Here is a 20,225-nt window from a genome sequence, read left to right on the forward strand (position 1 = left end):
CTACCTTTTTACGGAACTCAGGCAACCCCAAACGGCAACCACGCATCTACCCTTTCAATCGCCAACCTATACACCCTTCTTCGCCATGAAACTTTTCGCACTCACCCTCTGGATGCTGGGTCTGCTCGCTGGCTTTGCTGCCGCGCAAAGCAAACAAGACCGTCCGCTCGCTGCTTTCACCCAACTGGAGGCTAGCGGGGCCACCACTATTTACTTAACCCAGGGGCCACAGACGAGCGTGGTAGTGGAAGCACCCGAAGAAGCTCAATCGTACATTAAAACGGAAGTGCGCAACGGCGTACTGCGCATCTACCGCGAAAGTGAGGGTATGACGGCTACACTGCGTAACCTGCTGAACAACGAAAAAAACGGAGTGAAAATCTACGTCACTTGTCCCAGCCTGACGGCCCTGAAACTGAGCGGCGCCACCGATGTGAAAGGCAGAACGCCCTTTACAGCCGACAACTTCGCCATTCAAGCCAGCGGCGCCAGCGACGTAACCTTGCAGCTCAACGCCAAAACCCTGAACGTGCAGGCCTCCGGTGCCAGCGACGTGTACCTCACCGGCCAGGTAGAGCGCCAGCAGGTGCAGATCAGCGGTAGCAGCGACTACCACGCCGCCAAGCTAGTCAGCGAGCAAGCTACCGTACAAGCCAGCGGCAGCAGCGACGCCTACGTGTCGGCCGTGCGGCTGTCGTCGCGGGCGTCGGGTAGCAGCGATATTCACAACCGCAAGTAAGTTGCCGGACGGCGCCCGGAACACCAGGCAACGCGTCCGTATACAAGGCTTCGCGGCGGCTCAGGGTGAGCCGCCGCGAAGCCTTGTTATCTTTGCTCCCTATGGCCCGCATTCCCAAAGAAACCGTCGATCAGATCATCCACCACGCCGACATTGTGGAGGTGGTAGGAGATTTTGTACCCCTGAAGAAGAAAGGCCAGAATATGTGGGCGTGCTGCCCGTTTCACTACGAGAAGTCGCCGAGCTTTTCGGTGGCGCCGGCCAAGGGACTGTACAAGTGCTTTGGGTGCGGCAAGGCCGGCGGCGTGGTGCAGTTCATCATGGACATTGAGGGCACCAGCTACGTAGAGGCCCTGAAGTATCTGGCCAAGAAGTATGGCATTGATGTTCAGGAGGAAGAAAAAACGCCCGAGCAGCAATTAGCGCAGAACGAGAAGGATTCGCAGTACATCATTTCGAGCTGGGCCAAAGACCACTACCACAAGCTGCTGCTGAAATCGGATGAGGGCCAGGGTATTGGGTTGAGCTACCTGCGCCAGCGCGGCCTCAATCAGACTACGATTACCACCTTCGAGCTGGGCTACTCCCTCGACCAGTGGGACGACTTACTAAAAACTGCCGAGCAGGCCGGCTACGACCGCAAGTACCTGGAAAAGACCGGCCTCGTGGTGACCCGCACCGACGACGCGGGCCAGGATACCGGGCGCCGCTACGACCGATTCCGGGGGCGCGTGATGTTCCCGATTCATAATATTTCGGGGCGCGTGGTGGGATTTGGGGCGCGCACGCTCAAACCCAACGACAAGACGGCCAAGTACCTGAACTCGCCGGAGTCGGAGATTTATCATAAGTCGGACATCCTCTACGGGCTGTACCAGGCGCGGCAGGCCATCCGGACGGAGGAAGTGTGCTACCTGGTAGAAGGCTACCTCGACGTGCTGAGCCTGCACCAGGGTGGCATCAAGAACGTGGTGGCGTCGTCGGGCACCTCGCTCACTGATGGGCAGATTCGCCTCATCAAGCGCTATTCCGACAACGTAACAGTGCTGTACGATGGCGACGCGGCCGGTATCAAAGCCTCCTTGCGCGGGGTAGACATGTTGCTGGAAGGCGGCCTGAACGTGCGCGTGGTGCTATTCCCCGACGGCGACGACCCCGACAGCTACATCCGCAAGGTAGGCGACCAGCGCTTTCAGGAACACCTCGACCAGCAGAGCCAGGACTTCATCAGCTTCAAAACCAAACTAGTAGCCCGCGAGGCAGCGCAAGACCCGGTGAAGAAAGCCGAGGCTATCCGCGACGTGCTTCAGAGCATTGCCAAAGTACCCGACCCCATTAAGCGGCAGGTATTTTTGCAGCAGACCAGCGCCGCGTTCAGCATTGATGAGCAAGTGCTGATTACGGAGTACAACAAGCTGGTGCGCACCGCCTCGGGCAAGGCCGCCGGGGGCGCCAGCCCGGCCCCGGCTTCACCGGCCCTCCCTACCCCTGGCCGGCAGCAACCCGCCGCCCCGGCTCGGCCTCTTTCGGAAGAAGAGGAAGCCGAGATGCTCATGTATGGCGCTACCCCCGAGGAACTGGGCAGCGCTGCACCTACGCAAGAGGTAGAGCTGGTAGAAGACGTGCTGGCCGTGTGCGAGCGGGAAATTGTGCGCCTACTACTACTCTATGCGCCCCAACTGCTGCAACCCGAAGTAACCGTGGCTCACTACATACTGGCGCAACTGGAAGAAACGCCCCTACGCACGCCCATCTACGCCGACCTTTTGCACCTGTGCCAGGAAGAGATGAATGAGGGCCGTTGGCCCGACGTGCGCCACTTCATCCAGCACAGCCGCGGCGACATTCGGGCCTTGGTGAGCGACCTTGCCACTGAAAAGTACGAGCTAAGCCCCAACTGGAGCACCCACCAGATTTACGTACCCCGTGAGTTGGATCAGTTGCAAATTGCCTGCGACAACGCCCTGCTGCGCCTGAAAAAAGAAACCGTGCAGCGGGAGTTGGACCAGTTGCAACAAGAGCTGCGCGATGCCACCGACCCGGCCGCCGTCGATAAGATTCTGGAAGCCCTAATGCTCTACAAGCGCCTTGATAATGAGCTAGCTAGCCACTTAGGCACCGTTATTCCACGTCGGGCCTGATGCAAAGGCTACTTCCCCTGCTTCGCATACGCTTTTCGGGCGTTGCTCAGCCCATAAGGAATACTACATCAGGGCCTTTTGTGGCATGTCACAATTTGATTGAGTTCGGGCCGAGAAGGACTTTCGCTTCTTTGTAGCTTTGTGCGCCCATCCTACTCTTCTACCTTGCATATCCTGCAACTTTGTCCGCGTGTTCCTTTCCCACCCCACGATGGGGGTGCTATTGCCATGTACGATGTGGTAGCCGGGTTGGCACAGGCAGGGCACCGCGTAACGGTGCTAGCCGCCAATACACCCAAGCACGCCCAGCACGCCGACGTGCTGGACCACCTCGGCCCCAACGTACGGCTGGTACCAGTATCCATTGATACGCGCATGCGGCCTACGCATGCCCTACGCAATCTGCTCACGAGCAAGCTGCCCTATACCGTAGAGCGTTTTGTAAATCCATCTCTGGATGAGCAACTTACGCATATTCTACAAACCGAAAGTATTGATATTGTGCAGGTAGAAGGCACGTTTGTGGCGTGGTATATTGACACTATTCGCCGTATTGCGCCACATGTGCCAGTGGTGCTACGTGCGCACAACGTAGAATATACTATCTGGCAGATGCTGGCCAGCCGCGAGCACCACTTCGCCAAGGCTTGGTACCTACGCCACTTGGCCCGACGCTTAGAGCAGTTTGAACGGCAATACCTTCCTCGTTTCGACGCCGTGGCAGCTATTACGGAACCCGACCGCCGTCGCCTGCTGGCGCTAGGCTGCCCCGAACCCGTAGCCTTCATTCCGGCTGGCGTGAATGCTACCCGGCTGGCACCCGACCCCACCATACAGCCACAACCCCGTACAGCATTTATCATTGGCTCCCACGAATGGTTGCCCAACCGGGAAGGTGTGGAGTGGTTTCTGACTAATATCTGGCCCCAGGTGCACGAACAACTTCCCGAGTTGGAATTGCACTTGGCTGGCAGGGCTATTCCACCACACATTCAGCAACGCCACGGCCGCGATAATATTCACGTACATGGTTTTGTGGAGTCGGCGGCTCACTTCATGCAACAGTACGAGCTCATGCTGGTGCCCCTGCTCTCGGGCGGCGGCATGCGCATCAAGATTATTGAAGGTATGGCGCTGGGCAAGTGTATTCTGAGCACTGGCCTGGGCTCCGAGGGTATTGCTGTGCGCGAAGGACACGACATTTTACTTTGCGATGAGCCGCAAGTGTGGGTGGCGCGGCTGAGGGCCTACTACCAAGGTGAACTGCCCTACCAACAGATTGGCTATGAAGCTCAACGTACCATTGCCCGCCTATACGACAACCGCCGGGTAATCGAGCGTTTCCTGCAATTATATAGTAATCTAGGCAGCCTACGCGAAAGCGCGTAAGTTTGCGGCGTATGAAGCTGCTGGTTTTGCTGTCTCGTTTTCCCTACCCCCTCGACAAAGGCGATAAGCTGCGCGCCTTTTATCAGTTGCGGGAGCTGGCGCATCGCCACACCATCTGCCTGCTGGCTCTCACCGATGAGGACGTGCCAACGGCATCCCACGCACAGGTAGCCTCCTTTTGTGCAGGTGGCATACATGTGCACCGCTTGCGCCGCCCCAATATAGCCCGCGGCCTAGCCATTGCGCTGGCTACTGCCCTACCCCTGCAAATCGGGTATTTTCAGGATGCGACAGCACAACGGCTGCTTACTCAGCTGCTCCATACCTTCCGGCCCGACCACGTGTACTGTCAGCTGATTCGGATGGCGGAGTACCTGCGCCCCCATCACCAGCAGTGGCCCTGCACGCTCGACTACATGGATGTGTTTTCGGCTGGGGTAGCGCGCCGGGCGGCACGGGCGCCGCGCTGGCAACGCCCTGTGCTCCAGCTAGAGGCGCAGCGTTTGCGGCGCTACGAGGCATTGGTTTTCGATTGGTTTCGCGCACATAGCATCATCTCTGACCAAGACCGCCAGCTCATCGACCACCCCCAACGCCAGCAAATTCGGGTAGTGCTAAATGGCATCGACACCACGTATTTCCAGCCTACAGAAGCCCCTAAGGAATATGAGTTGTTATTCTGTGGCAACATGGCCTACCCGCCAAACATAGATGCAGCCGTATTCCTGGCCGAAGAAATCCTGCCGTTAGTGCGCCAACAACACCCCCATGCCCGGCTTCTGATTGCGGGTACTACCCCCACCGCACGCGTGCAGACACTCGCTACGGAGGGCGTCACCATCAGTGGCTGGCTGCCCGATATCCGGACTGCTTACGCGAGTGCCCGCGTGTTTGTGGCACCTATGCGCACAGGCACTGGCCTACAGAATAAGTTACTGGAAGCTATGGCAATGCGCCTACCCTGCGTTACAACCACACTGGCCAATGCGGCACTGCGCGGCACTCCCGATGAGCAGGTATTAATTGGCGATACTGCCATTACCTTGGCCACACATATTATAAAGCTTCTCTCCTACCCCACAGCGGCCGCTACCCTCGCCGAGCAAGGTCTCCAGTTTGTAAGCACTCATTACAATTGGAGCGCTTCCACTACCCGCCTAGAGGAAATCATGCACCTGCATACCGCGGCGGACGTGGTAACTTCCCCTGCCGATTCTCCAGCGCCTACGCCGTAACTTCGCGGCCTGCTACTGGTTGTAGAGTAGCTGACTGCTCATTTTTCGAATATTATCCCGATGCTTGATTCCATAGAAGATGCCATTGCCGATATCCGCGCCGGCAAGGTAGTCGTTGTTGTCGATGACGAAGACCGCGAAAACGAGGGCGATTTTATCTGCGCCGCCCGTTGCGCTACCCCCGAGGTTATCAATTTTATGGCCACCCACGGCCGCGGGTTGGTATGCGCGCCCATCACCGAAGCTCGCTGCAACGAATTGGAGTTGGATTTGATGGTAGGCCGCAACACGGCCCTGCATGCTACCCCCTTCACCGTCAGCATCGACCTGCTCAAGAACGGCGTCACCACTGGCATTTCGGCTTCCGACCGGAGCAAGACCATTCTAGCCCTCATCGACCCCGAAACTAAGCCGGAGGACCTGGGCAAGCCCGGCCATATTTTCCCTTTGAAAGCCCGCAAAGAAGGCGTACTGCGTCGCGCTGGTCACACCGAAGCCGCCGTAGACCTGGCCCGCTTGGCAGGCTTCGAACCGGCGGGCGTGTTGGTAGAAATCTTGCGGGAAGACGGCGAAATGGCCCGCCTGCCGGAGCTGCGCCAAGTGGCCGACAAGTGGGATCTGAAATTGATTTCGGTGCAGGACCTCATTAAGTACCGTCTTGAAAAGGAAAGCCTCATCACCCGCGAAATCTCCGTGAAGATGCCCACCGATTGGGGCGACTTCGACCTCATTGCCTACACCCAGCGCTCCACTGGCGCCCAGCACTTGGCGCTGGTGAAAGGAGATATTGCTGGCCCCGAGCCGGTACTGGTGCGTGTGCACAGCTCTTGTGTTACCGGCGACATCTTCGGGAGCTGCCGTTGCGACTGCGGCCCCCAGCTGCACCAGGCCATGCAGCAGATTGAGCGTGAAGGTAGGGGTATCATCGTCTACATGAACCAGGAAGGCCGAGGCATCGGCCTGCTTAATAAGCTGAAAGCCTACAAACTACAGGAACAAGGCCGCGACACGGTAGAGGCTAACCTGGAATTAGGCTTTAAGATGGATGAGCGCGACTACGGGGTAGGCGCTTCCATCCTGCGTGATTTGGGTATTTCGCAGATGCGCCTGCTCACCAACAATCCACGTAAGCGCACTGGTTTGGCTGCGTACGGCCTCGAAGTAGTAGATACGGTGCCGATTGAAATTGCGCCTAATGAACACAACCAGCGCTACCTCACCACCAAGCGCGACAAGCTGGGCCACACAATTTTGAGTCAGCTGCTGTCGGAGCAACCTGGCTCACCTTCTGCCGAATAGTAGCTTTACCCTGTCGTATAGCCGGGTATCCGGTGTTCTTAAACTGTCTTGTTTAAGAACACCGGATACCCGGCTTCGTGTTGTGGAATGAAGGTAACACGGAGATTGTTGTGAGATTTTACTATGCTTACGCTTATGAAAAGTCCTGCTCCTTTCTTCATTTTCCTACTAGGCTGGCTGTGGCTGGGTCCGGCGCAGGCCCAGCAGCAAGGCTTGGTTCAGCAATTCACGGATAGCTCTATTCTATTAGCGGATGGCGACACATTAGAGGGTCCGCTTACCCTCAACCGCCGCGAGGATGTAGTGCAGATTCAGCTTGGCGATGGCTCGGTGCGCACTCTATCGGCCGTAGCCGTGCAGAGCTTCGCCGTAAAGGGCGAGCAGATTGACCGTCGTCGTAATCCGTATTACTACGACGACTTTTACGATGCCCGCGCTGGCTATTACTACGGCAATCCTTTTTATAGCACCCGTCCACTACGGCGCCGCCAGGAGCGCTCTGATACTAGCCTAGTTCGGATTTTTCGGGTGTATCGTTGGAATCGTGGCAATGACTATAGCGACTTCAAGTCGCCGGGCTTCTTTGAGCAACTGAGCAACGGCCCTACCCTACTCCTTCGCCGGGAATCGTTGGTACAGCGCGCCGCCAATTATAATTCGCCGTATGGATACGGTGCCTACCGTGGAGGATATCCCTACGGTGCAGGTATTCCCGCAACGCAATTCTATACAGACATCAAAGATGATTTCTATCTGGGTCTCCCGGATGGGCGTATTATCGCGCTACGGAATCCTAAAAAGGATTTACTCAATGCCTTTCGTCAACAGCAGCGCCAAATAGAGGCATATGCGAAGGTGAATCATTTGGAGTACACTAATGCCCGCGAGCTGGCCTATATCGTGAACTATGCAAACTCACTTGCTGCTGCCAATAACTAGTACAAATCTCTAGTCTACGTAACTATTGTATAGCGTTTATAGTGAGCCGTAACTGTAACAAAATGCACACCGATTGTGCTCGAATACACTGGTAGCTTTGAGACAACAACCAATTCCTCATTAGCTGTTACCGTTACAGAAACTGGAGCGGGCCAATCAGGATCCGGGATTTCCCGGGGCGTAAAATGGAATGTTTGCGTAGTAGCGTCGAACGTAAACTTTTCGGGCGCGGCCTGCATGACATATCCGGCCTTGGTATTATCCGCAGATGTGCTGTATGGATTAACGTACGGCCGCTGCCACCACTGCACGAAGAGATGTCCCATAATGCCCCCTGTATATTGCTGCTGCGCATTCAGGATACGTATCTCAACGTCTGCGTTAGCTAGATAGGCTTCTTCGGCTAATAAGTCAGTAGAAAACAAACCGTCGTTGTTACTATCTACCGCTTCGGAACTACTGGCACTCAATAATTTATATTTTCCGTGCAGCTTCTCGTGCAGAATGGCGGTATCTTCTGGCTCGACATCAGCTTTCTGGCAGCTAGTAGCTCCAAGCATAGCCATGCATATAGCTGCAATAAAACACTGTTTCATAAGGTAGTTATGGGAATAAGAATTAGCAGGAATAAGTAAAAACGAAAGGTAGGAATTTCCTACTACCTAGTCAACGAGTAGCGCCCTACCCTGCCAACGTGCTATGGGGTAGCGTAAGTAGGCTGCTTCATAATGAGGAGAGTTGCGGTAGACCCATTCCAATTGGGCCTGGCCATTAGAAGCAAACTCTGCGTTTTCTTTTTTGAGCTTTTCCAAGCGTTGACGCAACTCGGGTTGCTGGCGCAGTAACTCAGCCGCTAAATCCTCAAATACATAATCAGAGAAGTGCTCCTTCTGCTGTAGGATACTATCGAAGAAGCCCCATGCAAAAAAGGAATCCGTAGCCTGTGGTTCAAGCATCTCCACTAAATACCGGGCTGCTGGTTGATTGAGTTGGGCTACGTAGTCGCCACGAAGGAAATGTACGGTTTGTGGCTGTGCGGTTACCTGCACCTGCGAGTGTAGGTAGTGCCCTTCATATGGTCGTGAGCTGGTTTTATAATCGTCGATGTGGTAGAACTCGGCCGTTAGGGTGGTGTCTTGGCGCAGACGCTGAAGCTGCACCCCAGCCCGCTGCAACCGTTCCACTACCTCACCCCAGGCCTGTGGAATAAGGTAGGCCGCTGGCCGACGCACCGTGGTAGTGGCCCGGAAGCTATTATAGAAGGGTATAGGCTTCGTGTACGGCTCCTGTTGGTTATAGTAAAGACGTGGCTGCCCACTCACTTCGCTTGGTTTCAGGTGGCCGAGGTAACCACGAAACGTAAACGTTTCGGCGCGAGTAGTATCGAGCTGCCAAGCCAGTGGAAACTCTTGCTGCGTAGCCATTTGCTGTGCAGCCGCAGTGCGTGCCTGTGCTAAGGCACCATCCTGTGCTTGAATAGTTTGCAGCAGCACTGCCATAAAATCGTAGGTAGCCCGCACACGGGGCGCAAAGGCCTTTAGCATGTGGGTTTCTGTTACAAAGCCGATGGTGTTGAACAGCGCCGCGTAGCCCGTGGAATACCGCGGCGTTTCCAGGAAGCCAACCAGTCCGCGGGCGTCGGGCGTGCGGCCCAGGAAGTCTACATAGGGCGTCAGGGGCCACTGCCGCTGGTCCATGCCTTGGTACAGAGCGGGTAGCAACTGAGCAGTCAGATACTGGCTGAGCGCAGGGTGTAGCTTGTCCTTTTGTGTTGGTATCAGCGTCATGGTGTACTGATAATCGGCGCCATTAGACGTGTGGTTGTCTAGAAAAATATCGGGCTGCCAACGGCGAAACAGCTCCGCAAAGGCGCGGGCGTTGCGCGAGTCCTGCTTCACGTAGTCGCGGTTCAGATCGAGGTTGCGTGCGTTGCCCCGAAAACCATAGCTTTCGGGGCCGTTCTGATTCACGCGCGTGGTGCTATTGCGATTCAGCGCCCCACCTACATTATATATAGGTATAAGCACTACGGTCGTATTGCGCAACAGCTGGCGTAACGCTGGCTTTTGTACCAAGTCGCGGGCTAGCATCATGCTTGCGTCGATACCTTCCGGCTCACCAGGATGAATACCGTTCTGAATCAACACTACTCGGTGGCCCTGCCGACGAGCAGTAGCCGGATCGGCCTTGCCACCGCCCGTCGAAATCACCACCTCATGCAGCGGCCGTCCCGAGTCAGTCTCGCCAACTTCGCGTACGGTGATTTCCTTGTAGGCTTTATCGAGGCGCTGGTAGTAGGCAATGCACTGGGCATACGTGGCCGTTGTGTTGCCGCTGCTACGCTCAAACGGCGTACTCCAATCGGCGGGCGGTGTGGCGGGTGAAGACGCGAGAAGCAGCGCGGAAAGAACCAGTGGCAACATAGAAGTGAAATCAGTGACGGCGTGAAGCTAGGAAAAAGTACCCCTTCCCTACTCTGGGCGTGCCGCTTTGCGGGAGCCTTGGTACAGCTCGTACTTTAGTAATCGGCATTCAATCGGCCCGTTGTAGAGTGGCACGCGGCGAGAGGTTTTCAGGCCGATGCGCTTGGCTGCTTCCAGGTTGCCGGTGAAGATATAGGCATCGTAGCCCTGGAAGCCGGCTTTGAGCGTGTCGCCAATGGTTTTGTAAAGGGCCTCCATCTCCGATTCCTGCCCGATCCGCTCCCCGTAGGGCGGGTTCATGATGACAATGCCGGGCGCTTCTTTGGCGGGGGCTTTAGCTTCGGCCACGTCGCGCACACCCAGGCGAATGAAATCCTCCAGATCGGCGGCGTCCACGTTTTCGCGGGCCAGTTCGATGTACTCGCGGGAAATATCGGAGCCGGCGAGGTAGGCCTGCGGCTCCTCCAGGCGCATCTGGCGGGCGTCCAGCTGCACCGATTCCCAGAGCGCCGCCTCGAAATCGGGCCAATTCTCGAAGCCAAACTTACCTTGGTGGTAGAGGCCCGGCGCAATGCGCTGGGCAATGAGCGCAGCCTCGGTAAGTAGTGTTCCCGAGCCACACATAGGGTCGATGAGCGTTTTTTTACCGTCCCAGCCCGTGAGCAGCAGCAGGCCGGCAGCCAATACTTCGTTGAGCGGGGCCACGTTAGTTTGCTGGCGGTAGCCGCGCCGATGCAGCGAGTCGCCGGCCGCGTCGAGGCTCAGGGTCACCTCGTTTTCCAGCATGTGCAGGTGCAGGCGGATATCGGGGTTCTTCACGTCCACGCTGGGACGCTGGCCGGTGCGGTTGCGGAACTGGTCCACAATGGCATCTTTGGTGAGCTGGGCCACGAACAGCGAGTGCTCGAACGACGACTTATTAACTACGGCCGTAATGGCGAAGGTTTGGTCGGCCCCGATAAACTCCTGCCAGTCGATGCGGCCTACCTCGCGGTAGAGAGCTTTCTCGTCGCGGGCGTAGAAGCCGGCGAAGGGCACCAGAATCCGCATGGCGGTACGGCACCATAGCACGGCTTCGTAGAGCAGCTGCTTGTCGCCGCTAAACTCCACGGCCCGCTGCCCTACCTTTTCGATGTGGGCACCCAGCTGGTACAGCTCATCGGCCAGTATCTCTTCGAGGCCAAATTGGGTGGTGGCAGTCATTGGAAAGGGGCGGGAGCGGCGGTTGGCCATAGGGCAAAAGAAATAAGTGAAAGCGCAAAGGTCGGGAGTAGCGCGAACTTTGTACCTCGCATATCGTTGGGAGCTAAAATCAGAGCTACCCTCGCCTCAAGCTAGTTCTAATTCTAGCTATAGCTCTACTCATCCTACCCAATCACTTGCGCTTCCCCATGCGGCCCTCTTTCCTTTTCGACCCTAACAAGAGTAGCCTTTTTTACATGGCGCTGTTTCTAGTGCTGATCGGGGCAGGGCTGGCGGCGTCTAATCTGTTAGGTTCCCACTACTCTATTATTGGTAGTGTGGCGTCCTTTCTAGCCCTGTTCGTGGCGTTTCAGAGCTGGAAAGCGGCCGACAATGCCTCCCGCAAAACCGACGAGGCCCTACAAAAAATGCAGCAGATCAGTCAGGAAACGCAGCAGCTAGTGGAGCGCAGCAACGCGGTGGAAGGCCATATAGACAAGGCCGTGACGACCATCAGCGACGCTACCCGCCAGCTCTACCATGGCTTTCAGCCGATTATGACCGAAATCCGCAAGTTTCTGGACGATGCCAAGAGTAGCGAATACGTGGCCATACTCACCGATTCGGCCTCCATTGGCACTTTCTACTCCCGCCACCACCAGCCTCCGCTCAACCCACGCGAGACACAGGCCCTCACCGACCGCATTCAGGCGCTGCTGGTAGACCGTGCCCGCGATGCCCGCGAGTTCTATATGGCTACCCTCACCACCGAAGAAACCTCGGAGCTATTCCCGCCCACCAAAGAAGCTAACACGCTGTTTCACAGCTATACACAGGGCGTGTGGCAGCAATTTCACCCCGAATTGCAAATCACAGCCGCCGAGTGGAACGAACACCGCCAAGCGCATTACCGGGTGTTGCACGCCGTAGAGCAAGCCTTCCAGGAAACCGCTGCGCAGCACACCGATCAAACCCAGGCGCAACTACCGCCGCACTATGCTACCTCGGTGCTGCCGCTACAGCTATTTATCCGCGCCGATGCACAGGCCAACGAGCCGTTCCGCGCCCTAGTGGTGTTTCTGGGCCAGTATAACCTCGACCGGGTAGCCGACGCCCGCGCTATGCAAACCGCCGACCCTGAACTGGTGCGCACCTTCATCAGCATGTTCGAGTCGCTGACGGGGCAGGATGACATGCCCGCTTATCGGGAGCTGCGGCGGCGCGTGCCGCTGTAACGGGTGGTATTCCGAGTGAAGCAGAAGTATTCTTAACAAAATATCACTACTCCTAATATCTATTGACGTTATGCTAATAGTGTACGAAGTATACAAAAGCTACTAAAGTGGCGTTCATAAAGATTTAGGAGTGAGCAATTACAACTACCATGAATTTTCCGAAGACTGCTAGTGATGTAAAACATGAAATCTTACTTTCTTCGGATAAGTCTAAAGAATTTGGTGACCTGCGAATTAGACAGCTAATACACATTTTATCAGAAGTAGAACCTGAAGTAATTGTGGAGGGTGTCGTTCAGATTTTTGAGAATGGAGGTCGAACTGACAGGTATTCGCAGGAGCAAGAATTTGCGGGAAAGATTCTAGAAACCATTAATCCCAAGTCTTGCAAAGACTTAAAAGAAGTTCTCCTAAGAGTTTTAAAAAATTGGGATAAGAGTGTTGAACAGCTTCCCTTTTGGTTGAGAGATAACTACGGCATAGGCAAACTGGAAGAGACCTTTGCTAAATTAGATTTGAATGAAATCGAAGCAGGCAAGCTGAACACCATTAGATGGTGGTTGCACATGAACAAAACCAGCGCTTAACTTTATATGCCCAATCTAACCCGCTTCCTCGACGCCCAAAAATCCGACTACCAAACTGCCTTATCCGAAATAAAAAACGGACGAAAGCGCAGCCATTGGATGTGGTATATTTTTCCACAGATACAAGGCTTAGGCTTCAGCGAAACGTCGAAATTCTACGCTATACAAGACGCAGCAGAAGCCGAGGCGTATCTCTCTCACCCTGTTTTGGGAAGCAGATTATTGGAAATCAGCAATGCATTGCTGAAGCTCAGTGCCAGCAATGCAACCAGCGTTTTTGGCAGCCCCGATGATCTGAAGCTGAAATCTTCTATGACGCTGTTTGCTTCCCTACCCAAGACTAATCCGGTTTTTCAGGACGTACTGGACAAGTTTTTCAACGGCGCTCAGGACAACAAAACGCAGCGGCTCCTTCACGGATAAGACTAGCTATAGCACCACAGCCACAGTGTTTGCGGCAAGCCCCACATAGTAGAGGAGTTACCCCTAAATTCCGTAACATTACTCCCGGCCCGCAAGGGCCGTTCTGTTGTTTCGTCGCTTATTCTTGCCTGCATGGCTGCTCCCATTACTACCTCCTCGCCTACCGCCGCTGCGGCCACTACGGGCAGCTACTTCGTGCCTATGGCCGCCATGACGGCCTTGTTCTTCCTCTTTGGGGCCGTCACGAACTTCAACGACGTGCTGATGCCCTACCTCAAAGACGTGTGCCAGCTCACCGACTTTGAGTCGACGGCAGTACAGTCGGCGTTTTTTGGGGCGTATTTTCTGATGTCGTTGCCGGCGGGGCGCATCTTGGAGAAGGTAGGCTATAAGCGCGGTATTGTGCTGGGGCTGCTGATTATGGCCTGCGGGGCGTTGCTGTTTATTCCGGCCGCTAATACGCAGGCGTTTGGACTGTTTTTGGCGGGCCTGGCGGCGCTGGGCGCGGGCGTGACGCTGCTGCAAGTAGCGGCCAACCCCTACGTGGCGGTACTGGGGCCGGCGCGGCAGGCCGCCAGCCGGGTGAGCATTGTGGGCGTGGCCAATAACCTGGGCGGCACCCTGTCGCCGCTGGTGGGCGGGCTGTTGCTGTTTGGCGGCTCGGCGGTGCTGAAGGCCCGGCTGGCGGCCTTACCTACCGCCCAGCGCCTGGCCGAAGAATCGGCGCTGGTGAAAACGCCCTACCTGGGTTTGGCTATTTTCCTAGTGGTGCTGGCAGGCGTGTTTTTTCTGCTGAAGCTGCCTGAAATCGACAGCATTCCGGTGGATGAAACCGAAGCTGTGGCGGCGCCAGTGGCCGGCCGTCGCTCGGCGCTGGATTTTCGCCATTTGGTGCTGGGCATTGGGGCTATTTTCCTGTACGTGGGTGTAGAAGTAGGCCTAGGCTCTTTCTTGATTCGCTACGGCGAGTCGCACGGCATAACGCAGCTGAGCAGCTTCACGCAGCAGTTGGTACGCGGCCTGAGCGCGGCTACGGGCTGGGCAGCTGCCCTGTTCGGCCAGGCTCCCGATCCGATTGACACTACCGCTGGCTTCACCAAAGCGGTGGGAGCCGTGCTGGTGGCCTCCTACTGGTTTGGGTCGATGGTAGGGCGCATTGTGGGCATTCCGCTGCTGCGCCGCTTCAACGACCGTTTTCTATTGGTAGGGGTGTGCACCATGGGGGTAGGACTGGTGCTCGCGTCGGTGCTCATGGCCGGCGAAACGGCCCTGTGGCTGATTGTGCTATGCGGCCTGATGAACTCCATTATATGGCCGGTTATCTTCCCGCTGGCTATCAAAGGGTTGGGGGCATTCACCAAACAAGGTTCGTCTTACCTGATTATGGCCATTGTGGGTGGCGCTATCATTCCGCCCCTCATGGGCTTCATTGCTACCAGCGGCGGCGGGCTACGCATCGCCTTCATCATACCTGCGCTGTGCTACGCCTACTTGCTGTTCTATGCAGTGAGTGGCTACCGGGTGCGGTAGCGCGCAACGTAGCGTTGCCAAGGGGCTGTTTGGTAGTAGAGACGCATACTTGCGTATCATCAGCCGCGCCGTGTAGCCGGAATCGTTCAATGACGGGATGCAAGGATGCGTCTTATCAGCCGCGTTGTGTGGCCGAAATCGTTTAACGACGAGACGCAAGTATGCGTCTCTACACCGTTCTGGAAACCTTTTTAGCTAGCTTCTAAATGCTAGCGCACGTTTGGATAAAGCGCCGGTTCGCGTTACGGCTTATCTTTGCGCTATGCGTACTCCTACCCTCGAAACCAACGTTTCTCTTCGCCCTTACAACACCTTCGGCATTGATGCTCACGCCCGGCTGTTTGCTCGCTTTGCCAGCACGGAGGAGCTGCGGGCGCTGCTGCAACTACCCGACGTGCAACAAGCGGAGAAGCTCATTCTCGGTGGCGGGAGCAACCTGCTTTTCACCAAGGACTTCGAGGGGGTGGTGCTCAAAAACGAGATTCGCGGGCTAGAGATTACGGAGGAAGATACGGCCAGCGGCACGGCGCTGGTGCGGGCCGGAGCGGGCGAGTCGTGGCACGGGCTGGTGCAGTTTGCCTTGGATCAGGACCTGAGTGGGATTGAGAATCTGTCGCTGATTCCGGGCACGGTGGGCGCCGCACCGCTGCAAAACATTGGGGCCTACGGTGCCGAGTTGCAGGATACCTTTGAGTACCTGGAAGCCATGGAAATCAGCACCGGCGCGGTGCGTACGTTCGACCGGGCTGCCTGCGGCTTCGGCTACCGCGAAAGCGTGTTCAAAGGTCCGCTGAAAAACCAGTTTATTGTGACCAGCGTGGTATTTCGCCTGCTGCGCGAGGCTCGGCTCAACGTTAGCTACGGGGCCATTGCTACTACCTTGCAGGACATGGGCATCGACACGGACCCTACCCCCCGCCAAGTGAGCGAGGCGATTATTAGCATCCGCCGCAGCAAGCTCCCCGACCCTGCCGAAATCGGCAACGCCGGCTCGTTCTTCAAAAACCCCGAACTCTCCCAGCACAAATACGACGAGTTGAAAGCCGCCTACCCCGACCTGCCCGGCTACCCCGTGCCCGGCGGCGTGAAGGTGCCCGCAGCCTGGCTGATTGAGCACAGCGGCTGGAAAGGCCACCGCCGCGGCGACTACGGCGTGCACGACCGGCAGGCGCTGGTGCTGGTAAACCACGGCGCGGCACGCGGCGCCGATATTCAAGCGCTGGCGTATGAGATTATTGCGTCGGTGCGGGCCAAGTTTGGCGTGGAGCTGCACCCCGAGGTGAATATCATGTAGCAGAAGTCCCTGCTGGTAACCCTGGAGCGGCAACTTACGTGTCTACTGTCAAGCTCCTACCAACTGCCCGCTATGCTGCTGGCAGGTTACCAGTGCGTATTTCTATGAATTTTTCTATTGCCTGGCAGAAGATAAATGCCATGGGCAGGGATTTTATGGCCCTGCTACCCAACCTGATTCTGGGGATTGTTGTCTTCGTTATCTTCCTGTTTATTGCCAGCGGCGTCCGGTCGCTGGTTCGGAAAGTGACGGCCAGCCGCCAGCAAAGCCAAAGCCTGACGCTGCTACTAAGCCGGCTGGCCTACGTGTTTATGCTGATTGTTGGCATTCTGGTCACGTTCACCGTCATGATTCCCAGCTTCACCCCTACCACGCTCATCAGCGCGCTGGGGGTAGGCGGCGTGGCCATTGGCTTTGCGTTCAAAGACATCTTCCAGAATTTCCTGGCGGGTATTCTGCTTCTGCTTACCGAACCGTTCAAAATCAACGACCAGATTAAATACAAAGATTTTGAGGGCACTGTCGAAACCATTCAGACCCGCGCCACCACAATCAAAACCTACGATGGCCGTCGGGTAGTGATTCCAAACGCCGAACTTTTTATCAACTCCGTAACCGTAAACACGGCCTACGAAAAGCGCCGCCTGCAATACGACGTAGGCATTGGCTACGGCGACGACATTGCCAAGGCGCGCCAACTGATGCTGGAGGCCATGCGCGAGGTAGAAGGCGTGCTTTCTGACCCGGCCCCAGAAGCCTTAGTGGTAGATTTGGCCGACAGTACCGTGAACCTGCGCGCTCGTTGGTGGATCAACCCACCCCGCCGCTCCGACTACATGGAATCGATGGACGGCGTGTTGGAGGCCATCAAAAACAAGTTGGTGCTCAATGGCATCGACCTGCCTTTCCCTACCCAGCAAATCCTGCTGCACGACCAGACCGAAGAAACCGACGGTGACCGGCGCGCCCAGCGCGAAGGCTGGCCCGCCGGCAACGGCGACGTGCCCCGCCCTGCCCGCGTGGTGGAGCAAGAGGCGCGAGAGCAAGCAGCGGCTACCCAACCCGCTGCGGAAGAAAAGCCCGCGTAAGAACCGGGAATTACCTCAACCAAAAGGCCCCACGCTTCCTGTAAGCGTGGGGCCTTTTGGTTGAGATAGAACGTCATGCTGAGCTTGCCGAAGCATCTCGCGTGCTACACTAATCCCAAACGTCAGGAAATTACCGGGAGCACGCGAGATACTTCAACTCCGCTACGTCACTTGCTTGATGCGCAACATTCTCATCATGAAGGTGTTACGTATTTTCCTACCCGTTTACTTCAACACGGCCAGCGTTACGCCGTCGCCGCCGCGGTCGGCGTGCTCGTCGCCCACAGTGGCAATGCTGCGCACGGAGCGGAGGTAGTCGCGCACCACTTGGCGCAAGATGCCATTGCCACGGCCGTGCAACACCTTGATTTCGGGGATGCCGAACATCACGGCGTCGTCTACGAAGGCCATTACTTTGTGCAGAGCGTCCTCGGCCCGCTCGCCGCGTAGGTCGAGGGTAGGGCTGAAATCGGCCATGCGACCCGTGAGGTCCATGCCCGCGCCGGCACCGGAGTACACGGCTTTTTCGGCCTTCTTCTCCCGCTCGCGCACTTCGGCCCGGCTCAGCTTTTCGAGCTGGCTCACCTTCACGAAGGTTTTCATCCCACCGAATAGCACCTCGGCGTTTTTGCCTTTCACCCCGATGATTTCGCCGTGGCCTTCCTGCCCCAGCAGAGCTACCCGGTCGCCGGCCTTTAGGGTAGCGGCGTCGGCCATTTCTCGGGTAGGGCGAGGCTTGGGCGGCTCGATTTGTAGCTTTTCGCGCACAAACGTATCGAGCTTTTGGCGAGCCTCCTTGGTCTGCTCCTTCTCGGCCTGCGAGCGGCGGATTTCGGTGATAGTCGCCTCAATCTGCTGATTGGTGTCTTTCAGCAGCGCTTTGGCTTTCTGCTTGGCGTCGCGCAGTACGTCGAGCTGGGTTTCTTCGAGGTAGCGCTTCAGGTCCTGATATTCCTGAGCCGCTTTCTTCAGGCGGCGCTCCTGCTTCGTGGCTTCGGCGGTACGCTGCTCCAACTCGGTTTTCTCTTTTTCGAGGCCTTCGAGCAGGCGGTCGTAGCGGATTTTATCCTTGCCTACCAGCTGGGTAGCGCGCTCCACAATCTGCTTGGGCAACCCAATTTTGCGCGCAATCTCGATGGCAAACGACGAGCCCGGCTTACCGATTTCCAGGCGGTAGAGCGGTTGCAGCTGCTCGGGGTCGTAGCGCATGGCGCCGTTTACGATGCCCGCGGTGCGCTCAGCGAAGTTCTTGAGGTTAGTGTAGTGGGTGGTGACTACCCCAAACGCCCGCACCTGATTGAGTTGATTTAGCACGGCTTCGGCAATGGCGCCGCCCAATACGGGCTCAGTACCGGTACCAAATTCGTCAATCAGGATTAGGCTGCGCTTGCCGGCAAACAGCAGAAACTGCTTCATGTTCAGCAAGTGCGAAGAGTACGTGCTCAGGTCGTTTTCCAGGCTCTGCTCGTCGCCGATGTCCAGAAACACGTCCTCAAACACGCCCGCCTCGGAGGTGCCATCGGCCGGAATCAGCAGCCCGCATTGCAGCATGTACTGCACCAGCCCTACCGTCTTCATGGCCACGGACTTACCCCCGGCATTCGGCCCCGAAATCAGCAGAATCCGCTGCTCCGGCGTCAGGTCGATATCCAGCGGCACCACCTCGCGGGGCGCCTCCTGCGGCTCGTCACTGTTGCGTTTCTTCTTACTCTGCTCCTGAAACGCGAGGTACAGCAGCGGGTGGCGCACCGTGCGCCACTGCATGAGCGGGCGCGGATGCAGGGTAGGCAGCGTGGCCTCCAGGCGCTGCGCCAAGCGGGCTTTGGCTCGAATGAAATCAATCAGCCCCAGGTACTGGTAGGCCTTGCGCAGGTCGGGAATGTGCGGGCGGAGCTGGTCGGTGAGCGAGGTCAAGATGCGAATCAGCTCGCGCTGGTAGGCATTGTCTAGGTCCTTGATGTCGTTGTTCAGCTCGAACACCGCTTCCGGCTCGATATACACCGTCTGGCCCGTCGCCGATTCATCGTGGATTAGGCCTTTCACGCGGCGCTTGTGCTCGGCTAGCACCGGCAGCACCAAGCGCCCACCCCGAATGGTCGGCTCAGCCCCATCGGGCACCCAGCCTTGCTCGCGGGCGTGGCGCAACACGCCCGCAATCTGCTTACGCAGCATTCCCTGGCGATTGATCAGCTCCTGGCGTAGCTGGAACAGCAGCGGCGAAGCATTATCGCGCACGTGGCCGTCGTCGTCCACTACCTTGTCTAAGGTAGCCAGCAGGTTGCGGTCTACCTGCACCCCGATGCCCAGCAGGCGTAGGGTAGGATATAGCCCCTCCTCGGCGTGCACAAAAAATACCAGCGCCTCCCGAATAGTCCGCAACGACATTTTGATGGCGAAAAACGCCGTTACATCAAGGTAGGCGCCGGGCAGGTTGGCGCGCACCAAGTGCGGGTGCACATCGTGGTAGTGCTGACCGGGAAAATCGGCGCCCGATTGCAACAGCTGGCGAAATTCGTCGGTTTGCTGGAGCAGCTTCAGCAGCTGATCGTGCTTGGTCTGAAACTGCATTTTGGCCACAAACTGCCGGCCCAATGGGCTCAGGCAGAAGGAGTCCAGTAGCTCCCGCAGCTGCGAGAAGCCTATTTTATGTTCGAAGTTATTCGGAAAAATCAATAGTAAAGTGCGCGTTGCGATTTTGATAGAACGTACAAAGATAAACAC

Annotated in this window: 16 protein-coding genes; 12 read left to right on the plus strand and 4 right to left on the minus strand. The window is 56.8% G+C overall.

Annotated elements, in window-relative coordinates; all coding sequences use genetic code 11:
• The first annotated feature begins 85 nt into the window (after nt 1-85).
• The 6 genes from F1C16_RS09115 (at nt 86) to F1C16_RS09140 (ending at nt 7,742) form a co-directional block, all read left to right on the plus strand.
• Entirely contained in the window at nt 86-739 is a 654-nt protein-coding gene (locus F1C16_RS09115) for a head GIN domain-containing protein (protein WP_185284011.1), read from the plus strand.
• A 101-nt stretch (nt 740-840) separates the two neighbouring features.
• Nucleotides 841-2,880, plus strand: coding sequence for a DNA primase (dnaG, locus tag F1C16_RS09120; protein ID WP_185284012.1), 2,040 nt, complete (start codon nt 841-843; stop codon nt 2,878-2,880).
• 141 nt (nt 2,881-3,021) lie between these two features.
• Nucleotides 3,022-4,269: a glycosyltransferase family 4 protein gene (locus tag F1C16_RS09125; RefSeq protein ID WP_185284013.1), complete on the plus strand. Its 1,248-nt coding sequence runs from the start codon at nt 3,022-3,024 to the stop codon at nt 4,267-4,269.
• A gap of 11 nt (nt 4,270-4,280) precedes the next feature.
• On the plus strand, nt 4,281-5,504 hold the full coding sequence (locus F1C16_RS09130; protein ID WP_185284014.1) for a glycosyltransferase: 1,224 nt from the start codon (nt 4,281-4,283) through the stop codon (nt 5,502-5,504).
• Between the two features lie 60 nt (nt 5,505-5,564).
• Nucleotides 5,565-6,803, plus strand: coding sequence for a bifunctional 3,4-dihydroxy-2-butanone-4-phosphate synthase/GTP cyclohydrolase II (locus F1C16_RS09135; RefSeq protein WP_185284015.1), 1,239 nt, complete (start codon nt 5,565-5,567; stop codon nt 6,801-6,803).
• A gap of 135 nt (nt 6,804-6,938) precedes the next feature.
• Nucleotides 6,939-7,742 (plus strand): hypothetical protein, encoded by an 804-nt coding sequence (locus F1C16_RS09140; RefSeq protein ID WP_185284016.1) that lies wholly within the window; start codon nt 6,939-6,941, stop codon nt 7,740-7,742.
• A 14-nt stretch (nt 7,743-7,756) separates the two neighbouring features.
• Here F1C16_RS09140 and F1C16_RS09145 read toward each other — a convergent pair whose 3' ends face one another.
• The 3 genes from F1C16_RS09145 to F1C16_RS09155 form a co-directional block, all read right to left on the minus strand.
• Nucleotides 7,757-8,338 (minus strand): hypothetical protein, encoded by a 582-nt coding sequence (locus F1C16_RS09145; RefSeq protein WP_185284017.1) that lies wholly within the window; start codon nt 8,336-8,338, stop codon nt 7,757-7,759.
• Between the two features lie 66 nt (nt 8,339-8,404).
• Nucleotides 8,405-10,165 carry a M14 family metallopeptidase gene (locus tag F1C16_RS09150; protein WP_185284018.1) on the minus strand — a complete coding sequence of 587 codons (1,761 nt, stop codon included), beginning with the start codon at nt 10,163-10,165 and terminating at the stop codon, nt 8,405-8,407.
• A 48-nt stretch (nt 10,166-10,213) separates the two neighbouring features.
• Complete coding sequence (locus F1C16_RS09155) at nt 10,214-11,368, minus strand: class I SAM-dependent RNA methyltransferase (protein ID WP_258049089.1); 1,155 nt, start codon at nt 11,366-11,368, stop codon at nt 10,214-10,216.
• 236 nt (nt 11,369-11,604) lie between these two features.
• Here F1C16_RS09155 and F1C16_RS09160 point away from each other — a divergent pair, with 236 nt between their 5' ends.
• From F1C16_RS09160 to F1C16_RS09185, 6 genes are all read left to right on the plus strand, one after another.
• Nucleotides 11,605-12,582: a hypothetical protein gene (locus F1C16_RS09160; protein ID WP_185284020.1), complete on the plus strand. Its 978-nt coding sequence runs from the start codon at nt 11,605-11,607 to the stop codon at nt 12,580-12,582.
• Nucleotides 12,583-12,731: 149 nt separating this feature from the next.
• Nucleotides 12,732-13,169, plus strand: coding sequence for a hypothetical protein (locus tag F1C16_RS09165; protein WP_185284021.1), 438 nt, complete (start codon nt 12,732-12,734; stop codon nt 13,167-13,169).
• Between the two features lie 6 nt (nt 13,170-13,175).
• Nucleotides 13,176-13,592 (plus strand): DUF1810 domain-containing protein, encoded by a 417-nt coding sequence (locus tag F1C16_RS09170; protein WP_185284022.1) that lies wholly within the window; start codon nt 13,176-13,178, stop codon nt 13,590-13,592.
• A 132-nt stretch (nt 13,593-13,724) separates the two neighbouring features.
• Nucleotides 13,725-15,122 carry a sugar MFS transporter gene (locus tag F1C16_RS09175; RefSeq protein ID WP_185284023.1) on the plus strand — a complete coding sequence of 466 codons (1,398 nt, stop codon included), beginning with the start codon at nt 13,725-13,727 and terminating at the stop codon, nt 15,120-15,122.
• Between the two features lie 262 nt (nt 15,123-15,384).
• Nucleotides 15,385-16,416 carry a UDP-N-acetylmuramate dehydrogenase gene (murB, locus tag F1C16_RS09180; protein WP_185284024.1) on the plus strand — a complete coding sequence of 344 codons (1,032 nt, stop codon included), beginning with the start codon at nt 15,385-15,387 and terminating at the stop codon, nt 16,414-16,416.
• 104 nt (nt 16,417-16,520) lie between these two features.
• Nucleotides 16,521-17,504 (plus strand): mechanosensitive ion channel family protein, encoded by a 984-nt coding sequence (locus tag F1C16_RS09185; RefSeq protein ID WP_185284025.1) that lies wholly within the window; start codon nt 16,521-16,523, stop codon nt 17,502-17,504.
• 225 nt (nt 17,505-17,729) lie between these two features.
• On the opposite strand, the gene F1C16_RS09190 is transcribed toward F1C16_RS09185, so the two are convergent.
• Nucleotides 17,730-20,177: an endonuclease MutS2 gene (locus tag F1C16_RS09190; protein ID WP_185284026.1), complete on the minus strand. Its 2,448-nt coding sequence runs from the start codon at nt 20,175-20,177 to the stop codon at nt 17,730-17,732.
• Nucleotides 20,178-20,225: the final 48 nt, after the last annotated feature.

Source organism: Hymenobacter sp. NBH84 (genome assembly GCF_014217645.1).
In the GTDB taxonomy this organism is placed as follows: Bacteria; Bacteroidota; Bacteroidia; order Cytophagales; family Hymenobacteraceae; genus Hymenobacter; species Hymenobacter profundi.